At 44.0% G+C, this 20,683-nt stretch carries 23 protein-coding genes; 16 read left to right on the top strand and 7 right to left on the bottom strand.

The genetic code is table 11. From position 1 onward, the window contains the following. Positions 1-25 precede the first annotated feature (25 nt). Positions 26-751: a ZIP family metal transporter gene (locus DMB88_RS12760; RefSeq protein WP_128101657.1), complete on the top strand. Its 726-nt coding sequence runs from the start codon at positions 26-28 to the stop codon at positions 749-751. Positions 752-909: 158 nt separating this feature from the next. Here the strand turns inward: DMB88_RS12760 and DMB88_RS12765 are convergent, their stop codons facing one another. The 3 genes from DMB88_RS12765 to DMB88_RS12775 all read right to left on the bottom strand — a co-directional run bounded on the left by DMB88_RS12765 (position 910) and on the right by DMB88_RS12775 (position 3,181). Beyond that, positions 910-1,338, bottom strand: a complete 429-nt coding sequence (locus DMB88_RS12765) for a YlbF/YmcA family competence regulator (RefSeq protein WP_128101658.1) — start codon at positions 1,336-1,338, stop codon at positions 910-912. A gap of 117 nt (positions 1,339-1,455) precedes the next feature. Further along, the gene (locus DMB88_RS12770) at positions 1,456-2,142 is read right to left on the bottom strand and encodes a Crp/Fnr family transcriptional regulator (RefSeq protein ID WP_128101659.1); all 687 of its coding nucleotides are present in this window, start codon (positions 2,140-2,142) and stop codon (positions 1,456-1,458) included. A gap of 52 nt (positions 2,143-2,194) precedes the next feature. Continuing rightward, positions 2,195-3,181, bottom strand: coding sequence for a multicopper oxidase domain-containing protein (locus tag DMB88_RS12775; protein ID WP_128101660.1), 987 nt, complete (start codon positions 3,179-3,181; stop codon positions 2,195-2,197). A gap of 379 nt (positions 3,182-3,560) precedes the next feature. On the opposite strand from DMB88_RS12775, the gene DMB88_RS12780 reads away from it, so the two are divergent. The 6 genes from DMB88_RS12780 to DMB88_RS12805 are packed head-to-tail and all read left to right on the top strand — an operon-like array spanning position 3,561 to position 8,164. After that, on the top strand, positions 3,561-4,169 hold the full coding sequence (locus DMB88_RS12780; RefSeq protein ID WP_128101661.1) for a hypothetical protein: 609 nt from the start codon (positions 3,561-3,563) through the stop codon (positions 4,167-4,169). Positions 4,170-4,201: 32 nt separating this feature from the next. Further along, the gene (locus DMB88_RS12785; protein WP_128101662.1) at positions 4,202-4,858 is read left to right on the top strand and encodes a hypothetical protein; all 657 of its coding nucleotides are present in this window, start codon (positions 4,202-4,204) and stop codon (positions 4,856-4,858) included. Continuing rightward, on the top strand, positions 4,855-5,412 hold the full coding sequence (locus DMB88_RS12790) for a hypothetical protein (RefSeq protein WP_128101663.1): 558 nt from the start codon (positions 4,855-4,857) through the stop codon (positions 5,410-5,412). Before DMB88_RS12785 ends, DMB88_RS12790 begins: the two co-directional genes overlap by 4 nt. Before the next feature lie 52 nt (positions 5,413-5,464). Further along, a complete protein-coding gene (locus DMB88_RS12795; RefSeq protein ID WP_128101664.1) occupies positions 5,465-6,217 on the top strand; it encodes an SMI1/KNR4 family protein in 753 nt (250 codons plus the stop codon). 4 nt (positions 6,218-6,221) lie between these two features. Beyond that, positions 6,222-7,523: a WD40 repeat domain-containing protein gene (locus tag DMB88_RS12800; RefSeq protein WP_128101665.1), complete on the top strand. Its 1,302-nt coding sequence runs from the start codon at positions 6,222-6,224 to the stop codon at positions 7,521-7,523. 29 nt (positions 7,524-7,552) lie between these two features. Then, a complete protein-coding gene (locus DMB88_RS12805) occupies positions 7,553-8,164 on the top strand; it encodes an SMI1/KNR4 family protein (RefSeq protein WP_368028338.1) in 612 nt (203 codons plus the stop codon). Positions 8,165-8,215: 51 nt separating this feature from the next. Here the strand turns inward: DMB88_RS12805 and DMB88_RS12810 are convergent, their stop codons facing one another. Continuing rightward, complete coding sequence (locus tag DMB88_RS12810; RefSeq protein WP_217363774.1) at positions 8,216-8,578, bottom strand: hypothetical protein; 363 nt, start codon at positions 8,576-8,578, stop codon at positions 8,216-8,218. Between the two features lie 106 nt (positions 8,579-8,684). Here DMB88_RS12810 and DMB88_RS12815 point away from each other — a divergent pair, with 106 nt between their 5' ends. The 4 genes from DMB88_RS12815 to DMB88_RS12830 all read left to right on the top strand — a co-directional run bounded on the left by DMB88_RS12815 (position 8,685) and on the right by DMB88_RS12830 (position 12,211). Further along, positions 8,685-9,767 carry a leucine-rich repeat domain-containing protein gene (locus DMB88_RS12815; protein ID WP_128101666.1) on the top strand — a complete coding sequence of 361 codons (1,083 nt, stop codon included), beginning with the start codon at positions 8,685-8,687 and terminating at the stop codon, positions 9,765-9,767. Positions 9,768-9,912: 145 nt separating this feature from the next. Beyond that, positions 9,913-10,692, top strand: a complete 780-nt coding sequence (locus DMB88_RS12820) for a cupin domain-containing protein (protein WP_128101667.1) — start codon at positions 9,913-9,915, stop codon at positions 10,690-10,692. Positions 10,693-10,788: 96 nt separating this feature from the next. After that, a complete protein-coding gene (locus DMB88_RS12825; RefSeq protein WP_128101668.1) occupies positions 10,789-11,235 on the top strand; it encodes a carboxymuconolactone decarboxylase family protein in 447 nt (148 codons plus the stop codon). 49 nt (positions 11,236-11,284) lie between these two features. Next, positions 11,285-12,211, top strand: coding sequence for a sigma-70 family RNA polymerase sigma factor (locus DMB88_RS12830; protein WP_128101669.1), 927 nt, complete (start codon positions 11,285-11,287; stop codon positions 12,209-12,211). A gap of 128 nt (positions 12,212-12,339) precedes the next feature. Here DMB88_RS12830 and DMB88_RS12835 read toward each other — a convergent pair whose 3' ends face one another. Next, positions 12,340-13,302 (bottom strand): hypothetical protein, encoded by a 963-nt coding sequence (locus DMB88_RS12835; RefSeq protein WP_128101670.1) that lies wholly within the window; start codon positions 13,300-13,302, stop codon positions 12,340-12,342. A 251-nt stretch (positions 13,303-13,553) separates the two neighbouring features. Next, positions 13,554-14,195, bottom strand: coding sequence for a spore coat protein (locus DMB88_RS12840; protein ID WP_128101671.1), 642 nt, complete (start codon positions 14,193-14,195; stop codon positions 13,554-13,556). A gap of 138 nt (positions 14,196-14,333) precedes the next feature. On the opposite strand from DMB88_RS12840, the gene DMB88_RS12845 reads away from it, so the two are divergent. Then, on the top strand, positions 14,334-15,020 hold the full coding sequence (locus DMB88_RS12845; protein ID WP_128101672.1) for a DUF1361 domain-containing protein: 687 nt from the start codon (positions 14,334-14,336) through the stop codon (positions 15,018-15,020). A 50-nt stretch (positions 15,021-15,070) separates the two neighbouring features. Then, positions 15,071-16,090, top strand: coding sequence for a serine hydrolase domain-containing protein (locus DMB88_RS12850; RefSeq protein ID WP_254438550.1), 1,020 nt, complete (start codon positions 15,071-15,073; stop codon positions 16,088-16,090). Positions 16,091-16,175: 85 nt separating this feature from the next. On the opposite strand, the gene DMB88_RS12855 is transcribed toward DMB88_RS12850, so the two are convergent. Beyond that, positions 16,176-17,195, bottom strand: a complete 1,020-nt coding sequence (locus tag DMB88_RS12855; RefSeq protein ID WP_128101673.1) for a serine hydrolase domain-containing protein — start codon at positions 17,193-17,195, stop codon at positions 16,176-16,178. A 339-nt stretch (positions 17,196-17,534) separates the two neighbouring features. Here DMB88_RS12855 and DMB88_RS12860 point away from each other — a divergent pair, with 339 nt between their 5' ends. From DMB88_RS12860 to DMB88_RS12870, 3 genes are read left to right on the top strand one after another with little or no spacing between them, the layout of a single operon-like run. Beyond that, a complete protein-coding gene (locus tag DMB88_RS12860) occupies positions 17,535-18,041 on the top strand; it encodes a hypothetical protein (protein WP_128101674.1) in 507 nt (168 codons plus the stop codon). A gap of 20 nt (positions 18,042-18,061) precedes the next feature. Next, positions 18,062-19,870: an ABC transporter permease gene (locus tag DMB88_RS12865; RefSeq protein ID WP_128101675.1), complete on the top strand. Its 1,809-nt coding sequence runs from the start codon at positions 18,062-18,064 to the stop codon at positions 19,868-19,870. Positions 19,871-19,881: 11 nt separating this feature from the next. Continuing rightward, entirely contained in the window at positions 19,882-20,646 is a 765-nt protein-coding gene (locus tag DMB88_RS12870; protein WP_128101676.1) for an ABC transporter ATP-binding protein, read from the top strand. The last annotated feature ends 37 nt before the right edge of the window (positions 20,647-20,683 follow it).

Genomic DNA, 20,683 nt, shown 5'->3' on the forward strand with positions numbered 1-20,683 from the left:
TGGAACAAGAGAGGGGCGAGCCCAAATGTGGACGGCATTGATGTGGGGCGGTATCTCCGCCTCAGCGGTTGTGATCGGTGCGCTTGCAGCACTATTTATGAAGATTCCGAAAAGGGTCATCGGCTGGATTATGGCTTTCGGGACAGGAACACTCATTGGTGCTGCTACGTTTGAGCTTCTTGGAGATGCATTGAACGATGGAGGCATACTGCCAACAGCTATCGGTTTTACCGCCGGAGCCTTGGTATATACACTGTTTGATCTGCTCATCTCGTCCAAAGGTGGTTCAGATCGGAAACGTTCCAGCAAGAAAGATTCAAGCCAGCAAAGCGGGCTCGGGATATTCGCAGGCACGGTGATGGATGCGATTCCTGAGTCGATCATGCTGGGTGCCAGTTTGCTGGCAGGTAAAGGTGTCAGTGTGGTGCTGGTCGTATCCATCTTTGTCAGCAATATTCCTGAGGGCTTATCCAGTACAGCAGGACTGAAGAACAGCAAGTATAGCAAAGGCAAAATTCTGTTGATGTGGGTCGGTGTATTGCTAATCTCTGCACTTGCCGCTTTGGGCGGGTATCTGTTTCTAGAACAGCTTCCGAAGGAGATGGGAGCAGCGATTGGTGCTTTTGCCGGAGGAGGTATTATAGCCATGCTCTGCTCAACGATGATGCCTGAGGCTTTTGAAGAAGGAGGTCCTGTAGTGGGGTTGATCGCATCGATGGGATTGCTTGTATCCTTGCTGCTGGACATTTAGCTCCAAACATTTTCTAATCCCCTCAATGTAAACTCTATTACCATCAAACGCTGATAACTTCAACATATGAAGATAAGAAAAAGAGTATCCTCTCAGATCGATCTGAGTTTCGGATACTCTTTCTTATGAGTTAATGCAATTTAGCGGCCAAGGAGAAATTAGTGACCAGAGCAGCTTCCGCCGCAGCCACAAGCTTCTTTGCCAAGTTCTTTTGATTCAGGCAAGCGGTTCAATTCAACAGACTTTGTAAAATAGTTGCTGATCTGCTGGTGCAATTGGCTGAACTCACGCTGTGCATAGATAAATCGACGAATGAGAGGGTTATCATATAGTGCGCGTTCTTCCTCTTCATACACCTTAATTTCGGACTCCAACAATTCGATATTTTGCCGCTCTTTCTCTTCCAATGCTTGATGCTTCTCCATAAAACGTTCATATTGGGTTGTCGCTTGTTCATCCGCTGCAAACTCATCAATCATGTCACGCATTTCTTTATAGCCTTCGTCCTGCAATAGAAGGGAGCATAGCTCCTGCATTTTGTGCATAATAAGCTGTTTATCTAATTTTACAACGGTATTTGTACTCATGTGGTCAACCTCCTGATCTTTCCTTAACTGTATAATGGAATGAAGCTGTATACTGTGACGTTACTCACATTCCATGTGAAATTGATTACTTACCTGAAACGAGATTCTCTTATTTTTTCAGTGAGTTAGCTTCTCCTTGAGTTGTTCTAATTGAAGAATAAGGATGCAGTTACCTGTAACCTGCAAAAGCCCTTGTGTCTGCATAACGGTGAGCTTACGACTAAGCGTCTCGGGCGTAATTCCGAGCAGCAGTGCCATATCCTTTTTGAAGACGGGCAAACGAATTTCATGTTGTGCATGATTTCGGCTGTGAAAATACAACAGCAGCTTGGCGATCTTCTGTTCCGTTGTCAGAGCGCTAAGGGAAATGTTCCATTCATCTGTATCACGCAGCAGCTCAGAGACGGCAAGCAGAAAATGATATGCAAGCTTTGGATCATGCTCAAGCAATTGATCAAAGTCACGTTTGTTCATAGAGCAGATGGAAGAGGACTCCAGAACCTCAGCATTTGCAGGATGAGGCTTCTGATGAAGCAAGGAATCTTGTCCGAAGAAATCTCCGGGAAAAAGGAAACGAACAATATGCTCCTTGCCATTCTCCGTATATTTAGATAGCTTCACACAACCCTGATGAACCACATAAAGCGTATCTGAACGCTCACCTTCCTGAACGATATAATCTCCCTTGTTATATTGCCGAGAGTGAAGGAGTGAGAGCAGCAATTCGGAATCTGCCGGGTCAAGATGCTGGAACAGGGATACTTTGGAGAAACAGGCATCCTGATTTTCATGTGTACATATCATCTTGTGAATCACCTCGATTGTTCAGAATAGTATGAAGCAGTCAAGTCATGTCTTAATGTGTCATCGCTGGCCCACCATGATCTGTGCCATCCTTCGTTACACGAAGAACTGCAGACGCTCCTTTGGCAACATGGTTGAACTGGTGCGTTACAATAGGATAATCGCCTTCTTCGGTTACCGTGAATTCGACGACAGCACCTCCGCTTGCGGGTAGCATAACGGTCTGTATGCCGTACTGAATATTACGTGGATTGCCATCTACATACACACGATCCATAATGGTACCGACAACATGGAAGGATGAGACTTTATTCGGCCCAGCATTGCTCACATAAATTCGAACCGTATCACCAACTCGGGCTAATAATGGATGTTCTTTTAAGCTATAGTCATTGCCATTAAATACGACATAGTTAGGTTCTGCATTCACAAAAGCATCATAGTCATGCTCTTTGTACCACTCACTCTGAACCAGGGTATATTCCCGATCCACCAGATGATCAGAAGGATATCCCGCTTTGGGTTCAACAATAATCATGCCATACATGCCATTGGCGATATGAGCAAGCACCGGTTGTGTTCCGCAGTGATACATGAATACACCAGGCGAGGATGTAGGATAGGTGAATGTCCCTTTCTCTCCGGGCATGACATCAATAAATTTGCTGCTCGGGGAAGCATGCACGGCATGAAAGTCCATAGAATGTGGCATGCTGGCATCTTTATTTTTCAATGTGAAAATCAGTGTATCTCCTTCGGTTACTCGTAGGACGGGACCAGGCACGGTTCCATTGAATGTCCAGGCATTGTACATAACGCCTTTGGAAATTTCGATATCGGTGACTTGAGCAGTCATCTCAATGTACACGTTCGTCCCTTCTCGCCGAATAATGGGATCGACAGGCTCTTGACTGATTCGAGTTGCCGTCTCTTCAGCATGATGATCAGGCTTGACTGCGTCTGAACTACAGTGGGCGAGGGTAGCTGTGAATATGACAAATACCAATGACAATTTCATTACATGGATTAAAGAGAACATGGGCGCACAACCTTATCTTAGGACGTGTCTCAAAACGCGCTGAAGTACCTCTTTCACGACCTTTTCGCCCCCTGCTGCGTCAGTTTCCCTTGATGTGCGCCTGCACGCCTGCAGAAACCTGCCTTGCTTGGAACGAAAATTCGGCGAAATCTGCGTCCTTGGGAGTTTTCAGACGCGTCCTAGTGATTTAATTCACAAAATTTAAAGGATTACTTTTCTTGTATATATAGAGTACATAAATGTGATGAGAACGGGTGTGATACGAAACACACTTGAGTCATCGAAAGAGAAAATGTTGAAATAGAAGAGGGCGTTTCTTGTACTACATAGCTGAGTTACATATAATTTAGATAGAGAATTGGTGAAAGGTGGAAGTGAAATGAAACGTTTCGAAGATGAAGGGGCATATAAGTATAACTACTACTATCTACTTCATCGGGGGAAGCAGATCGACGTTAAATGTAAGGAATGTGGTGGGCATGCGGTTATTTCTAAGTCTGGTGATCGGTTGGTGTGGGCGTGTTCCACTTGTTATGCTCAAGGTGCGGATGAACCAAGCTATCGTTATGATGCTAAGGGAACTTGTGTCTTATGTGAACGATGGTTCAATGTGCAAGTCACGGATGAGAAAAGAACACCTCACCAATCAGCGCATGTGGAGTGCCCACATTGTGGTAAAGTCAATCAAGCTCTGTTGTATCGTCGAGAGACACATCGAGGGTATTATCCAGAAATTCGGGAAGGGCGAGATCCGATCTTTGGTATGGAGCTGTACTTTCTCGATCAGGTAAGAGGCAAGCACGTCTGGGCAGTCAATCGCGAACATTTGAATTATCTCATTGCATACATCTCTGCAGATCTGCGAGTGAAGCCTGCCAACTCACCTATGAAAACGGCCTCGCATGCGATCCCTGCTTATATGAAAAATGCCAAAAATCGAGCGCAGGTTGTTCGCACACTAAAAAAGTTGCAGTATAAAACAGGATAACAAGCAAGAGATATTGTGGTGGAGGATTACGAATGAAAAAAAGAGTATCACTGTCTGTTTTTGCATTCATTTTCGCTATGTTAAGTATTCCAGCATTTTTTATCATGCAAAGCTATGGTGTTTTTCAGAAAGAGAAAGTGCTATCAGACTATGCCTTAGCTATCGAAGTGAACGGCAAATCATATGCGACCTGGCCACTAATTAATGGTTATGCTGCGATGGACAAAGCTGAGGAGAACCGTCAATTTTACTACCGTATGGATACAAGTGGTCTTCAAAATCTGTTTCAATTAGCATACCAAGAATATGAGATTGAGCCGAATGATACGAACCCATATTTGGCGGGACAAATAAATTATTCATCTGACGCAATGAATTATGTCCAGGAAGAGCAGCAATATCTCAATGCCAACGACTTCATACCTATAGTGAAGGTGTTTAATCACGATGGTCAACTGATCTATACATATGAAAAAACAGGCAAAGGCGATGGCAAATTAGTTCAGTCCATTATTCATCAAGGCATGACCCGTTCGAATGGCAATGGAAGCAGTAAGGCAGCCCGTGACCCGTATCTTAATATTACGGCATTGTTCCGGGATCAACTTCATATGGATGTTCAATTAACAGTGGATGAAGAACGTAAGATCGTTTCGATTCGAATCAATAAACCGGAGGCGAGATCATGAATGAATTAGGAGTACAACAAGGCCCAGCCTACCTCGAAGGATTGGTACAGAACTTGAAGAAGGAACAAGCTCATGAAGTAGAGTGGAATGGAAAAGTACAAACGCCAGATGGTCACGACAAGTTCCATATCTTTTATTATGGTGACTTGATCGACGATGATCTCATAAGCTGGCAGGATTCGACACCACTACTTGTGTATGCAGAGCATACCGTAACGGGTGAGCGTTATCTGCTCTTTGATGCTGCCAAACATGGCTATGATGCCATGTTATGTGAAACGTATCCTGAGGATGAGCTTAAAAATAGGCCTTTGCGTCCTTATCTGGACGTAGAAGGAGAGGATATTTTTGAAGTGTATTTAACTGCCTTCTATAATGTGCCGTATGATGATGAGTTAGGGGAAGATGTCAATGAAGATGGAACCTATGAACTGATCACAGGTGAACATCTGAATTTTGACTTAGTAAAACGTAATGGATATGATGCATTTGCAATTCAGATTACAAACCGTAAAGGGGTCACAACGGAGATTGTTCAGGAAGAGTTGGCGTAAGGTGGGCTAACTACTATAAATAGCATGATCTGAAGATGGGGGATGTCATCCTATGTATATCGTATCTCAGGCAATGAAGCCCATAACGGCTGAAGAACTGAACCTTTTTGAAGAACAACATAAAATCTCATTACCTTCATCCTATCGTAGATGGCTCGAGCAGTACGGGGAGGGCACTTACACTGGCTGGATGAATATACAGCGGCCCGATCGAGATGTGCTAGCTCCTTTTGTTGAATATGACTTCTGGATTCATACGGAGGATACACCAATTAGTCAGCGTCAATTACAGGAATGTGTGAGTATCGGAAGTTCAGTGGATGGAGACTTCTTGGCGGTACACCCTCAGGTCGAGGGATTGCTCTGGTTTCCGCGCCATGATGAACATATTACTGTATGGGCTTGTGAGGATGCGGAATTTGGTGAACTGCTAGATCGAATATACTGTGGATATTATCAACAAGACAAGCCGTTAACTCCACATTATTATGAACCGTGGAATGAATTACGACACCACACATTTTATCATGTTGAGAATGGTGAGCAAGGTGATTCCTTATATGAGGTGGCTCAACGCTGTAAAAAGGAATTTAAGTGGGATGTTGTGATGGAGAATGAGCATACCTGTATGTTATTTATGGCATCAATAGGCGGTTATCTGCGTTTTAATTATGCCTACGGTAGAGAAGTCGCCATGTTCTACGAAGAAACAGGTGATTCAGGTGGAGGTAGGGATCACGAGCTGCATTTGTTCTTAATCGCACATCATTGTCGCCCTGTACATATCGGTGGAGTGGAGGAATGATTAATTGAGTTGGTTAAACGAGAAGATTGCACAGCAGTGGCGTCAAGAAGGTAGACGTTATGCACTACATGTGAATGAATTTGTACGCAAAAGTATAGCTGGTGAGACCCCAGATGAATCCGAGCTGGAGAATGATGGTCGAGCCAGTTTTAGTGCTGAAGTCTGGGAGATGGTGAAACAGGCAAATGCGCAAGAGGATGTGCTTCGCCTACGAGCTGAATTGCCGCCTGCTTCATGGCCTATGAGTGAACAGTTTCAGTCTGTTATGCAGGCAGTACAGGTTGTTGGATTTATCGCACAGGATGTCGTTGTATTTAATATTGGCGGTCATACGCAGGATGGCGCCGTATACACCGCAGATTCACAAGGAGTAATCGCTTCTGCCCATTATCATTTTGCGGGATGCTCACCCGATGGCGTTGATTATGCGTTAGCGGATGAAACTGTTATTCGAATCATTCGAAGGCCTGACCGGCATTTGGAAGGTCAAGAGCTTGCTATGTATCACTGGGAAGATATTCAGTCTAGTCTTCATAACACGCTTCCTCAGATCGAGTCGCTCGCAGATTGTGAATATCCGGAACGTTCACTTATTGAGCTGATCCCATTCAACGATGGGCAATCTCTTCTTATTTTGTCCACGTATGGCGTTCATCTGGTCGAACAATCCCAAGTTTCCTTGCTTCATCCCGATCCGTCGGAGATTCAGGAATATGAATTGGAAGATACCCAAATTGATATGGGTCATGCGGCAGTTTCAAGGGATGGACGCTGGATTGCCTTTGGCAGTCAGGTGAGTAACCACATGTTACTGGATCGGACTCAGGATCATACGTATTCTTTGTATCCGGAAATTAGCTACCCTCATCATGCAATTTTCACCCAAGATAATCGTACCGTTTGGTTTAATGCATGTCACTTCTATAACGGTGTTACGATTCAGGTTAAGCTGGATGAAGTAGAGGTCAATGAGAAGAAAGAAGATTGGCCAATTATGGATGAGAATGCACGTGTGTATGCCTCGGCAGAGACTAAGCAAGGCATTGTGATTGGGGATGCATATGGTTATCTACGTTGTGTAGGCACTCAGGGACAGGAGGTATGGCGTCATTTTGTAGGCGGTACAATCTCGTCCATCGTGGTCTCGCCTGATCAATCCAAGCTTGCAGTAGGAACATACAGTGGCATGCTGCATGTTCTCGATTTAACTTCAGAAGGGATGGACGATTACGGCATTGGCACAGGCACGATTCGTGAATGCGAGCGTTATGTGTTATGGCGGGGAGAAAACCCAATGCGCTGGTAGGACGTTAGGGAGAATAAGGAGGACTTTTGTTGAAATCAGATATACACTCCAGGATCGATCAACTAATGGACGCTTTGCATCAATTGTTGGATGTTAAAGTGGTGGATGAAGAGATTAATGAATTGTACCAACAGTATAAACAGATCGATTGTACCTCCAAGGAGAGTTTGGCGGCGTTTGAAGCGGATTTTGATATTAAGTTGCCAGCGGATTTTCGTGCTTTTTACGAACGTAAAAATGGCAGTGGTTACGGATTTCATGTGTTGTACCCTGGGGATGAAGAGGAGCAACGGAGTATTCCATTCTATCTGATGTCCTTGGATGAAATTCGTGAGACCAAACGATTCTTTTGTGAAGTGGATGAAAAGCTAGAAGAGCATTATTCTGAGGAAGAGATTCGCAAGCTCGATCCCGAGATTAAACCATTTTTATTCCATAAGCAGTGGATACCTTTTGCAACGATGGCAGGTGGTTCGCTGTATATCATGCTGGATTTTGATCCAACAGAGCAGGGCAAGTATGGGCAAATTATTATGTATGTGCATGATCCGGATTTTGTCTATTATCTTAACGAATCATTCGAAGAACTACTTGAAGCATCCAATCGAAATCTCAGTTTGAAGGATGAAATCGATTATTGACGAACGAAGACAGGAGCTACATCAAGTAGCACCTGTCTGTGATTAATTACCTTACCACTGGAACAAGCGATGACCGTGAGATCCGCCGCCCGGTCCTCCACCATGAGGACCCCCTGGGTAGCCGCCGCCCGGTCCCCCACCATGAGAACCCCCTGGGTAGCCGCCGCCCGGTCCCCCACCATGAGGACCCCCTGGGTAGCCGCCGCCTGGTCCTCCACCGTGAGGACCACCCGGATAGCCGCCACCTGGATAACCACCATGCCACCATGGGCCGCCTCCGATTGGATAGGGGAGCGGGATGGGGAAGAAGGGTGGGTACGGATAAGGGTAGGGATAAGGTGGAGGTGGTGGATAATATGGATAAGGATACCCTGTAGGTGAAGGGTACTGAACAGAGCGTAAATCATATACCATGATTGTGCCTCCCATTAGTTCGAATGATGATATCAGCCTATGCCTGAATGCATGCTCATGACACAAAACAAATTCAGTACGAACATAACAGTGGAGGAGGAAGTGAATGATAGCTGTATCTTTATATACCGATCCAAGAGAAACTGCCTATAATCAGCTTATTGATGAATTAATAGAGAAGACGGATCGCTTCTTAATCGTGGATCGAGAATATGCATTAGATGATACACCTGAACGGGTTGCTCAAGTTTTAGATCAATTGGAGCCCTATCTAATCGAAGTTTTCACAATGGATGAGGCGATGGTAAGAGAGCGATCTATGCATAATAGTAAGATAAACAGTCATGCGATGTACTCCAGCGGCAGTTATTACATATATTCATGCACTCCAGAGTCTGGGCAAGTGCTTAAGCAAGAGGCTACTCGATTTGGGGATTGGTCGTACCCCTCATTACCAGATGATCTCTGTTTTCTAAAGGAAGATGGCAGCGATTACTTCTATACCGTGGCACATGAAGGAATGTATGGCATGGGAATTACGGAGGAAGAAGCGAGCGGGTTAATGGAGCGCATTCCCGGCTTATTTTTCAAATTACAACGGCATGAGCAGTTTGATTGCTTCCTTGATGATGCCATCCAACACCAGACAGATCGTCTCAATATAACGGGCTATCTATTGTCTGAAATTCCAGATCGCATTCGCGAGCTCAAGCAATTGAAGGAACTTGAAGTTTTTGAGCAACATGTGAGTGAGCTTCCCCAGGCTTTCTTCGAATTGACCGCATTGGAGAAGTTGACCATTATGACAGCCGATCTGAAGGGGATCCCGCAAGATATTGGGAAGCTTACTCAGCTCAAGGAGCTTACGATTTATGGTGGCAGTGCGTATCATGTCGAACCTGGATGGAAACCCAAGCCTAAGCGGGAACTGGAGCTAAAACATATCCCTGCTGAGATTGGTGAACTGACAGAGTTAGTGAGCTTGAATATAGGTTACTCAGGAATTCGGGAGTTGCCTCCAGAGCTAGCGAAATTGAAGAAACTGAAGTGGCTAAATATCACTAATAGTCTGATTGAAGGAACTCCTGATGTGGTGTCTCAGATGCACTGGGTAGAACATGTTTGCTTGAGTGAACATTCTCTCGGTCTCAGTGTAGAAGCCCTGCTGGATGAGGAAAAAATAGAGTAACATAGCTACCCCTAATAGACGTTTTCTATTCAGGGGTTTTTGTCATTTCGGTTTAACGTTCAGAATTGGGCTCACGAATGTAGGCTGATGACATAAGCTGGCGTATAGGTTTTTACCTAACCGTAGAATGAAGGGCAGGCGTTAAATGTTGGCAACCTCGAATATGGATTACACGTCACCGAATACTGAATTCACCTATGATGTGAATCAAAATTTACTATTTAAGAAAGACGAACGAAATTATATCAATTCCCTCTCTATCGAACAGCTCAATACCCTAGGCAATACCTCATTGTTGGACATTTTTCTCAGCACTGGAAACGTAGTAGAGCCTCATATTCATCAGAATGCAACTGAACTGGTCTATTGTATTAGTGGTGCAGCTGTTGTCTCACTAATCAATCCTTTTACGAACGAATTGTTGAATTTTCCGATTACTCCCGGTCAAGTGGCGAATGTACCACAAGGCTGGTGGCATTACGAAATTGCTACTGTAGATGATACTCACTTACTGGCGATTTTTGATGCACCTGTGCCTGAAGCTATTTTTGGTTCAGATATTCTGCGCCTTACGCCTCCTAGTGTACTTGCTCATACCTATTGTCTGGATGAGGCGCAAGTCCAAGCTACCTTGGCTCCAATCCAGAAGACCGTGTTTATTGGCCCACCCGCGGATTGCGTGACAGGTGTCTCCACCTCTCCTAACGCTGTATGCAAACCGAATAACCAAGCAAACAACCAGCCCCATGTAAATGCCCAGCCTTATGTCCAATTACAGACTTCACTTCACGCAGAGCATTCGTATGGAGATGCCGTGAATCCAGCTTATGAACATTTGCCCAACGCGTCTTACATGTTGCCGACTTCAAACTATACGCCATATACGATGCAGCGGCAGTTGATTGGTAATGGTTGGAGGTACTGATCATTCATCAATGTTATAAAAAATATGAGAATCTTGTCACAGATGGAGCTCTTCATTTGTCTTCAGGTTGTAAACCAATTTACGGAGGCGAATGTAATGAAATTAAGATTGAACTATAGGAAAGTAAACCCAAGTGCGTATAAAGCGATGATGGCACTTGAACAATATGTATCTGGGCAAATGGAGGACAAGGTATTATACGAGCTGCTCAAAATCCGGGTATCTCAAATTAACGGTTGTTCCTTTTGCCTGGATATGCACGCTAAAGACCTGATGAAATTGGGGGATTACGCAGATCATATTCTGCTGTTAAGTGTATGGCGCGAAGTGCCTTTGTTTACAGAAAAAGAACGTGTTATGCTGGAGCTTGCTGAAACGGTGACTGAGATTTCGCATCAAGGCGTGCCAACAGAGCTGATTAATAAAATACGGGAGCATTTCAGTGAAGCAGAACTGGTGGATCTGATCATGGCGATTAATACGATTAATAGCTGGAACCGGATTGCAATTACAACAGGCATGTATCCGGGATGTTTTAATTAAATCAATATTCGATTAGTTCCGAAACCATCTGCCAGAGGAGGCTGTTCATATGAATTCCAAACCACTCCCCAATGAACCAGAATTGTCTTCTCTGGAAGTTGGTGAACTATATACTCGTTACAAATCTTATGCATTCGCCGTCGCCTATCGCATGCTTGGAAGTGTTGTTGAGGCGGAAGACATTGTGCAGGACTGTTTCACTGGTCTTCAAAGTCAACCTTCCACGGTGATTCATAACCCTAAGTCGTATATTGCTAAACTCGTGGTGAACCGGAGTTTGAATGTGCTCAACTCTGCCCGTAATCAACGCGAACATTATATCGGAGAATGGTTGCCTGAACCACTTTCGGATCGGGAAACTGGCTTAGAAATGGAAGTGGAGCAGAAAGAGATGATCTCATACGCATACCTCGTTATGTTAGAATGTCTCTCGCCAACAGAGCGCGCGGTCTTTGTTCTGCGTGAGGCATTTCAGTATGACTATCAGACGATTGCAGATTGGCTTGGAAAAAGTGAAAGTAACTGCCGGCAGATTTTCAGCCGTGCGAAGCGGAATTTACCAGATGATTTATCCTCTGTGCCACGAGCACAGACGACGAATAAGGCTCATGAGCAGATGCTGGAGCGTTTCACTACCGCTTTTCTGAATTATGATGTCAATGCAATGATGGAAATGTTGGCTGAAGAGCCTGTGTTTACTGCCGATGGCGGTGGACGTGTGCATACAGTCATGAGATCAATGAAGGTGTACAAAGGTGTATTAGCACTACTTACTTCACGCAAAGTGCTAACTCGCTTACGATCACGGCAATGGGTTTCCACACCAATTAATGGAGAGCTTCAGTTAGCTTTACTGGACGATGGACAAGTAACCGAGGTTCTGTGTCTGGAGTTCGACTCGACTGGAGAACGGATTCGGGGCGTGTACCTGATGGTGAATCCGGAGAAACTGGGATCGATTTTTGTGAACATATGAAATATAGAACAGCATCATGCCAAGGAAGTTGGTATATGAACTTGAGGAAATATGAACTTAAAGAAAGCGGCAACTCACTCATTGGAGTAGAGTTTATGCCGCTTTTTTGTGATTCTAACCATGTCTGGTTACTCAGGAGAATATTGATCCAGAATAGATTCTATCTTGGCTTGGATGTCAGGTGTAAGCCTATCATTAGTTTGTTCCAGAAGAGTTAACACCTGCTCTAAACTTTCAAGTATTGCGCTTTTTGTGTCAGGTTCCCTTTTCGCTAATGCTTTCTCATATGCCTGTTTCACTTCAGGAATCAATGTGCGGATCTCATCTTCGGTGAACCAATCGTATGCGGGTGTATTATCACTTCCATAAAATAAAAAATGTACATACAAAGATAATGAATACTCTACCGCTGTCGTGCGGCTGGATTGTGGGTATGAATTCAAAAAGGCCTCCATTGCTAACGTGCGCTGGATCATTTCGCCCCAAGGAATGATAAGGGCAGCATCTGAGGTCGAAGCCTGATTTGATTCAGCAGCCATGATATCAATATACGCAGCGATGTCGGGGGCAACGTATGGTTGAAGTCTTTTGTAAGCTTCATAATTGATAATGGGATAATATAAGCCTTCACTGGTCTCCAGTTTGTATCCGAGATCGGAAGCCTCCTGCAATAACTTACGCACCGCGGGATCTTTGATTTCTTTGAGCAAGCTACTGTACGTCAGCTTCTGATCGTATCCTATATTGTCATGAGCTTGTGAGATCGTTGCTTGAACAGTTCCTGTATACATTTTTTCATCGATATCGGCTAATTTAAGCTTCTGTAACGTTTCCAATTGTATGGTCATCAAGGTAGCCTGTCTTGTATTAACCTTATGCACATGATTCAGCAGATATTTACGTGCCTGAATTAAACTAGCAGTCGATTTTACGGCATTATTTCGATACTTCTGGAACTGGTGGTATACTGCTTTGGATTCTGGGACAGGTGCTGCCCATGTGGTTTGTGGTATAGACAGTGCTGCACCCACAGTGGTACATCCTAATGTCAGCGCAAGAATGCCTAGTTTGATCGAAGAGTTCAATCTCATTCCAGTACCTCCCATGAAAAATGTAATGTAGTTTCCCGAGTTCGTTGCGGATGTAAACCTTGAGTGGAACCAAAAATTTCAAGCTATACATAGGGTTTGCTTTGATTAAACCAGTTTGTGGAAAATCAATCAAGGTTCTATTCATTACATTTATGATTTTCAACCGGAGAACAGACGGAGAACAGACAAAAGAGCAGTCCTCCGACAACTCAGTGGCTGTGTGGACTGCTCTTTCAATAGTTGTACGTGATTTATTGGAGTGGTGCGTTGTTGCTTCGAGGCAACTGTGGAGCCCCGGTTGCGGGAACATAAGCTTTAAGCATCTGTTGTGTATCGTTTGCATTAAGCTGCGGCACCTGATAGTAAGCATGTTGATTTTGATACATAAAAATCTCGTAAGCCATCTCAACAAAATGTTGAACCTGTGAAGCGACTACGCGCCGTACAGTTGGGTTTGTTATCTCAGGGGAAGACATTGCCAGTAATGATGCATGAGATTTAATTAGACCTAACATATGACCGCTAATTCCAGCATCCTTCACATCGGCAAGGGACTGATTGGGTTTCTTCGGTGCAGATGGCCTAAGTCCATACACTGGTGGAGTCATATTCGGAATCATATACGTAGCAGTCTCCTGAGATGGCTTCTGTCCTGTAGCAAAACATTCTGCAGTCAAGTTGTACTGCGACAACATAAAGTTGTATTGGCGATCCAAAATATCGAGCAAAGCTGTATCCACTACAAAAGTTCTAAAAATCATGTACTGGTCCAATACATTAATTGCACAACTTAATATTTCATGCATATCGAACATCTCATGTCCGCCGTGGTTCAATTGAGGGATAAACCCTGGGTTAACATGATTTGTTGGATTGATTTGATTTTGATTCATGTGAATTTAATTCTCCTTTGGGAAATGGTATGATTCTATTATGTTTATTTCCAGTCAAATTATGTATTGTAGGAGGAAACTTAATCATTTTCAGAAGAGTCCTATCATTTTAGTTTAATGTCAAGTGGAGGAAGATCATTGAGAGAGCTGAACTACGTTAAAATTTTTATTTATCTAAGTATAGTTACTGTTGTCACGGTAGGTTTATATTTTGTTACTGCAGCTTGGCTAGATCAGAGATATTTTCGATTTTTGATCTGGAATCTGTTTTTGGGATGGATTCCGTTTATATTCTCCTATGTAGCTTATGGCTTTAGTCATGCCAAATGGAGAGGAGCCCCATGGCTTGCGATTGCAAGCGGTGCATTATGGCTGTTATTTTTCCCGAATTCATCCTATATCGTAACAGATCTCATTCATCTGACGGCTCGAAGCTCGCGTTATTATGGTGGTCATGGTCTGAACTTTACGTATTGGTATGACTTGATTGTTGTGCTCATGTTTGTCTGGGTTGGATTATTGATTGGATTTCTCTCGATGTATCAGCTTCAGGAAGTAATCTATCGGAGAGTTGGACGGATGGCATCTTGGATTTTTGTATTGGCGGGTTGTGCACTAGGAAGTTATGGTGTCCTCCTTGGACGAGTCTACCGGTTAAACAGCTGGGATGCATTAACGAACCGCTCCTCACTCATCGCATTGATGCAAGAAAGTGTAAGTCGTCCATCCCTGGCGTTCTGTATGTTCTTTGGCACGTTTATTCTGACTATCTATGCAACACTGTACTATCTGATCAACACAAGATCTACACGGATGAGTAGTTGATTGAACGAGGTGAAGTTGGAGAATCAAAATGACGAACGGAGGATGATGGAGTGACAAGTATAACGAATGTAATACGTAAGGTAGAGGAAGTTATGGAGGAAAAGGACTTTTCCGGTGTAGTATTATTACAGCAAAATGGAAAAACTCTCTTCTCGAAGGCTCGCGGATACGCCAATCGTAGTGAACAGATCTCGAATACAAGTGGAACGCGATTTGGCATTGCCTCAGGCTGTAAAGTTTTTACTGCGGTGAGTATAGGTCAGCTGATTGAGCAGGGGAAATTTTCTTACGAGAGTCGTCTAGTTGATGTATTGAACATTGAATTTCCTCTGTGGGATAAAGAGATTACGGTACATCAGTTATTGACACATACTGCGGGCATCCCTGATTACTTTGATGAAGAAGTCATGGAGGATTTCGCGGAGCTATGGCAGGAGCGACCAGTCTATATGATGCAACAATTACATGACTTTTTGCCAATGTTCCAGAACTTAGCAATGAAATCTGCGCCAGGCGAACGCTTCCACTATAACAACGCAGGTTATATTGTGCTGGGGCTCATTGTTGAACAACAATCAGGTCAATCCTTCACTGAATATGTGGAAGCACATATTTTCAAACCAAGCGGCATGAAGGATTCTGGTTATTTTCGAACAGATCAGTTACCTTCTGACACGGCCATTGGTTATGTTGATCAGGAAGACGGTACGTGGAACACAAATATCTTCTCGATCCCGGTTCAAGGCGGGTCTGACGGCGGAGCCTATGTCACCGCGCAGGATATGATTCATTTCTGGAATGCATTGTTGGGACATACATTGTTAACGGAGGAGAGCACTCGGAAGCTACTTACTCCGTATTCGCATCAAGAGGATGATGATTATTACGGACGAGGAATCTGGATTGACCAAAAAGGGGAAGAGATCTTCAAGTATCATGTCATGGGATTTGATCCTGGGGTGTCATTTATGTCCTCTGTGTATCCGGCACAAGGCATTCAACTCGTTGTATTATCGAATCAGGAGTGGGGCCGTATCCAGTCACGGTTGCTATTGAAGAATCACTTTTGATTTAGTGGAAGAAGAACCCTCAACCCGGTAGGTCATTCCTAACGAGACGAGGGTTCTTTGTTATGGCAAGGAAACACTTTGACAGTCATAGATAACGCAACAATTGAGGAGCGATTAACCTTGGAAACACATCCAAAGGAGGCTTCTCTTTTTTACGTTTATCATTGGTCAGCACCACAACCAGTTCAAGCGCGGGCACGATATATACGAATTGACCGCCAAATCCACGAGCGTAATAGTAGTTGAACGAAGGTAAGGCAAGGTCTGAAGCAGCCATGGTTGTGGTAGATTGTACGCTTGTAGGATGCTCATCCTCTATGAATGGAGAAGACTCTGCTGAACAGGTATCGACCCACCAATGCCAAGCATAATATCCGTGATTAGGAGGGGACACCGCGATTGCAGGGGTGGTGGATCGTTCCACCAGATCTTGCGTAATTAATGTTTCGCCATTCCACTGACCTCTCTGCAGGAACAGCATACCGAACTTAAGCAAATCCATGGGCAGCATTTTAAGACCGAAACCACCAGTGTGCACGCCTTGAGGGTCACTTTCCCATTCATAATCTATAATTCCCAGTGGTTCAAATAAATAGTGTTCTGCAAACGTATTGACGCTCATGCCGGTTTGCTGCATCAGAATCGCTGATAAGATCTGTGATACGCCAGAATTATATTCCATGTGTGTACCTGGTGCATGGCTTAAGGTCTGTTCCAATGCAAAATGAACCCAATGATCCGTGCGTGTCATACGTGGAAACGAATTTTGTCCTCCGAACTCATCCCAGTTGAACCCAGCTGTCATCGTTAATAATTGCTCCAGTGTGATCTGTGGTTTTCTTGCATCTGCGTCAGTCTGAACTTCTGGGAAGAAGAACGAGAGCGGGGTTGATGCGTCTGGAATCTTGCCTTGATCCATCGCTATGCAGATCAGTGCGGAGAGCACGCTTTTCGTACAGGAATTAACTTTTGCCTTACTTGTCTGCGCTTCTTCGTTACGGTAATGCTGGTAGATCAATTCTCCTTTTACACTGACGAGACAGCTTCTCAGGTCTAATGTGGGAATGATTGAATGTAACATGTCATGTATAGATGAAAGATTCATAGTGTCCTCTCTGTCGCTCAGTTTTTGTCGTACACCATTAAGTCGAATAGGAGTGTCCATTATCTTAGCATAGGATCGGAGCGAAGCTCAATAACGGCAGCATGTTCACGACAATGAATCACCACATAAACCTAATTTCTTCCTCTACGAATCAATGTTCCGCCATCCTCAGGCATTATCATCAACCTGGACTGGAGACTGATTTCAATTCTCCTTCTTATTGATACACTGGAGAATAACTACAAATGAATTGAGGTGATTCAGCACACAAACGTTGAAGTTACATATCATGTCCCGCGCGTATCTACGTGATACCAGACAAAGGAGAAATGAACAATCATGCTAGCACGGATGCTACAAAATGAGTTTAGGCGAAAAAAAGGAATCACGCTCACATTATTTATGTTTGTTCTATTGGCGGCCATATTAGTCGCATCAGGCACCCGAATGATTATGGAGTTAAGCACGTCAATTCAACATTTATTCACAGAATCTAAGACTCCGCATGTGGTGCAGATGCATTCTGGGGAACTGGACAGGAACAAGGTGAGTCAATGGACACAGGCCAATGACCTCGTGGCTCAACACCAGATCGTAGATATGATTAACGTCGATGGTTCCCATGTTTACTTTGGAGCGGAATCTGAGAAGGGCAGCATTATGGATATGGATTTTGTTGTTCAAAATAAGGAATTCGACTATTTGCTTAATATGAACAATGAAAAGATTCAGGTGAATGAAGGGGAAATTGCTGTTCCCGTTTACTATCTCCAGGAGAAACAACTGCAACTCGGGACAGTGTCGTTATTCAAGACGGTTCGTTCAACCGATCCTACCGCATCGTAGATTTTGTTCGAGATGCACAGATGAATCCGTCGATTATTCATTCCAAACGGTTTGTGATTAGCCCTCAGGACTTTCAAATGCTCAAGCAAAGAACGGGAGAGACGGAGTACCTCATTGAATTTAGACTTGTAGATCCGAATAAAACGAACGAATTCATTCAGACCTATCAAAATGCAGCTCTACCCAATTCAGGGCCACTCGTCACCTATAGTTTGTTTCAATTGCTGAATGCACTGACAGATGGGGTTGTTGCAGCAGTAATTATTATGGTCAGTATAATTTTAATTGTGATCGCAGTCTGTTGTATACGGTTTACAATGCTGGCAACGATTGAAGAAGATTATCGGGAGATCAGTGTTATGAAAGCCATCGGTGTATCTGGACGTGATATTCGAACGTTGTATTTAAGCAAATATGTCGTTATAGCGGGTCTGGCATGTATTGTGGGTTACCTGTCCTCTATATATGTGAATAGATTGTTCACGTCCAACATTATGCTGTATATGGGATCAGCTCCAGCAACATGGCTGAATGAAGCATTGTCCCTATTCGCCGTTATTACTATTTTTGCTATTGTCCTAGGATGTTGCATCTTAGTGCTCCGTCGTTTCAATCAGATCTCTGCGATCGAGGGGCTACGGTCAGGGAGCCTTGGTGATACGGATGTATCCACAATGAAGTTAAGTTTATCTAACAGCAGGTGGTCACGTTCTGTTCCCGTTTTCTTGGCTTTACAAGATGTGATTCAACGTAAGAGGTTGTACCGACTGTTACTGCTTGTGTTTACAGTTAGCTCCTTAATCATAATTGTCCCTGTTAATTTCCTGAACACCTTGCGGGCACCTAGCTTCATTTCATATATGGGTGTCGGTCAGAGTGATATTCGCATTGATCTGCGCTATTCCGAAGATGTGGAGCAGAGATATGCCGAGTTACTCGAACATGTACGGACAGACAGCGATGTGCTGAGATATTCACCACTTGTAACTACCCAATTCAACGTTCGCAACAATGAAGGAGGGTATGACCAAATAAGTGTCGAGACAGGGGACTTCAGTATCTTCCCTTTATCTTATCTGAGTGGCTTGGCACCCAAAACCGATAATGAGATTGCGCTATCTGATGCTAATAGTCGTGAGTTGGATAAAAAGGTAGGAGATTCTATTGTACTTATGGTAGAAGATCGGGAGAAAACTATGGTCGTTAGTGGAATATACCAGGACGTCACCAATGGTGGAAAGACTGCAAAAGCACTACTGCCGTATGACAAGAATCGTGTGCTCTGGTATGTGGTTAGCTTGGATCTGAAGGATGCAAGTCAGATTACAGATAAAATTGCTGCGTATGAGCAGGCATTTTCGCCGGCAAAGGTCACCGATTTACAGGGATATTTACATCAAACACTTGGCGGCACCATTGATCAGTTGAAACGGATTACGATAGCCGTGCTTGTTGTGGCTGTGTTGGTCTCCATTCTCATTACGTCGTTATTTCTCCGAATGCTTGTAGCTAAGGATCATGGAGATATTGCCATCTTACGAAGCTTGGGCTTCGCTCTCTCTAACATCAGGTTAAAATATGTCATGATCACCCTCATCGTATTAGGTATCGGCGTACTTGCGGGTACGATTCTAGCAAATACCGCGGGACCATTGCTCATCAGCGCAATTATGTCCTCATTCGGTGCATCCCATATGGAGTTTGTCATCAATCCGTTGCAAGCGTACATCCTATGTCCTCTAATGCTGGCAAGTGCTATCACCATAGCTGCTTTGCTCAGTATTCAGTCCATTCGAGAAGCGAGCATTGTCAAAATGATTGTTGAATAAGGAGAATGAACATGACAACGATATTAGAAGCCAAACACGTGAATAAGTCGTATACGGTTCATCAGCATGAGGAACACCAGATTCTAAAAGATATTAATCTGCTATTAAAACAAGGGGAGTTTGTCACCATTATGGGTCCTTCGGGTTCAGGCAAATCTACACTATTGTACAATATCAGCGGTATGGATCAGGTTAGTGAAGGAAGTGTTTACTTTGCAGGGGAGAAGATCTCTGCGTTGTCTGAGAAAAAATTGTCGAAGCTGCGGTTGAACAAGATGGGTTTTATTTTCCAGCATAGTCATCTATTGAAAAACCTGAACTTGCTCGACAATGTTTTGTTATCGGCATATTTGGCTAAGAACAGCAGCAAAGAGGTTATCGGTGCACGAGCGCTCAGATTAATGAAACAAATGGGTGTGGATGGGTTGGCCAGCCACAACATTACACAGGCTTCGGGAGGACAATTGCAGCGCATTTCGATCTGCCGAGCGTTAATTAACAATCCAGACATTTTGTTTGGCGACGAGCCAACAGGAGCACTGAATTCAAGCACAACTGCGGAAATTATGGATATACTGCACGATATTAATGCTGCGGGTACAACGATTTTGCTTGTGACTCACGACGTCAGAGTGGCAGCCAGATCCCAGAGGGTATTATTTATGCTGGATGGCAAGCTTGTAGCCGAGCGTAACATGGGGAAATATAACAAGCAGCAGAACATCAGAGCAAGGGAAGCGGCTTTATCTGATTGGCTCACCGAGCAAGGGTTCTAAATTGGCACAATTATGACTAGAATAGACCGACAGTCGG

Source organism: Paenibacillus sp. DCT19 (assembly GCF_003268635.1).
In the GTDB taxonomy this organism is placed as follows: Bacteria; Bacillota; Bacilli; order Paenibacillales; family Paenibacillaceae; genus Paenibacillus.

Excerpts from the sequence above, each read along its gene's own strand:
- DMB88_RS12810 (WP_217363774.1), bottom strand. The coding sequence starts at position 8,578 with ATGGTATATGATTTACGCTCTGTTCAGTACCCTTCACCTACAGGGTAT.
- DMB88_RS12815 (WP_128101666.1), top strand. The coding sequence starts at position 8,685 with ATGATAGCTGTATCTTTATATACCGATCCAAGAGAAACTGCCTATAAT.
- DMB88_RS12765 (WP_128101658.1), bottom strand. The coding sequence starts at position 1,338 with ATGAGTACAAATACCGTTGTAAAATTAGATAAACAGCTTATTATGCAC.
- DMB88_RS12790 (WP_128101663.1), top strand. The coding sequence starts at position 4,855 with ATGAATGAATTAGGAGTACAACAAGGCCCAGCCTACCTCGAAGGATTG.
- DMB88_RS12780 (WP_128101661.1), top strand. The coding sequence starts at position 3,561 with ATGAAACGTTTCGAAGATGAAGGGGCATATAAGTATAACTACTACTAT.
- DMB88_RS12795 (WP_128101664.1), top strand. The coding sequence starts at position 5,465 with ATGTATATCGTATCTCAGGCAATGAAGCCCATAACGGCTGAAGAACTG.
- DMB88_RS12825 (WP_128101668.1), top strand. The coding sequence starts at position 10,789 with ATGAAATTAAGATTGAACTATAGGAAAGTAAACCCAAGTGCGTATAAA.
- DMB88_RS12835 (WP_128101670.1), bottom strand. The coding sequence starts at position 13,302 with ATGAGATTGAACTCTTCGATCAAACTAGGCATTCTTGCGCTGACATTA.
- DMB88_RS12770 (WP_128101659.1), bottom strand. The coding sequence starts at position 2,142 with ATGATATGTACACATGAAAATCAGGATGCCTGTTTCTCCAAAGTATCC.
- DMB88_RS12855 (WP_128101673.1), bottom strand. The coding sequence starts at position 17,195 with ATGAATCTTTCATCTATACATGACATGTTACATTCAATCATTCCCACA.
- DMB88_RS12865 (WP_128101675.1), top strand. The coding sequence starts at position 18,062 with ATGAATCCGTCGATTATTCATTCCAAACGGTTTGTGATTAGCCCTCAG.
- DMB88_RS12775 (WP_128101660.1), bottom strand. The coding sequence starts at position 3,181 with ATGTTCTCTTTAATCCATGTAATGAAATTGTCATTGGTATTTGTCATA.
- DMB88_RS12820 (WP_128101667.1), top strand. The coding sequence starts at position 9,913 with ATGTTGGCAACCTCGAATATGGATTACACGTCACCGAATACTGAATTC.
- DMB88_RS12870 (WP_128101676.1), top strand. The coding sequence starts at position 19,882 with ATGACAACGATATTAGAAGCCAAACACGTGAATAAGTCGTATACGGTT.
- DMB88_RS12840 (WP_128101671.1), bottom strand. The coding sequence starts at position 14,195 with ATGAATCAAAATCAAATCAATCCAACAAATCATGTTAACCCAGGGTTT.
- DMB88_RS12785 (WP_128101662.1), top strand. The coding sequence starts at position 4,202 with ATGAAAAAAAGAGTATCACTGTCTGTTTTTGCATTCATTTTCGCTATG.
- DMB88_RS12860 (WP_128101674.1), top strand. The coding sequence starts at position 17,535 with ATGCTAGCACGGATGCTACAAAATGAGTTTAGGCGAAAAAAAGGAATC.
- DMB88_RS12760 (WP_128101657.1), top strand. The coding sequence starts at position 26 with ATGTGGACGGCATTGATGTGGGGCGGTATCTCCGCCTCAGCGGTTGTG.
- DMB88_RS12830 (WP_128101669.1), top strand. The coding sequence starts at position 11,285 with ATGAATTCCAAACCACTCCCCAATGAACCAGAATTGTCTTCTCTGGAA.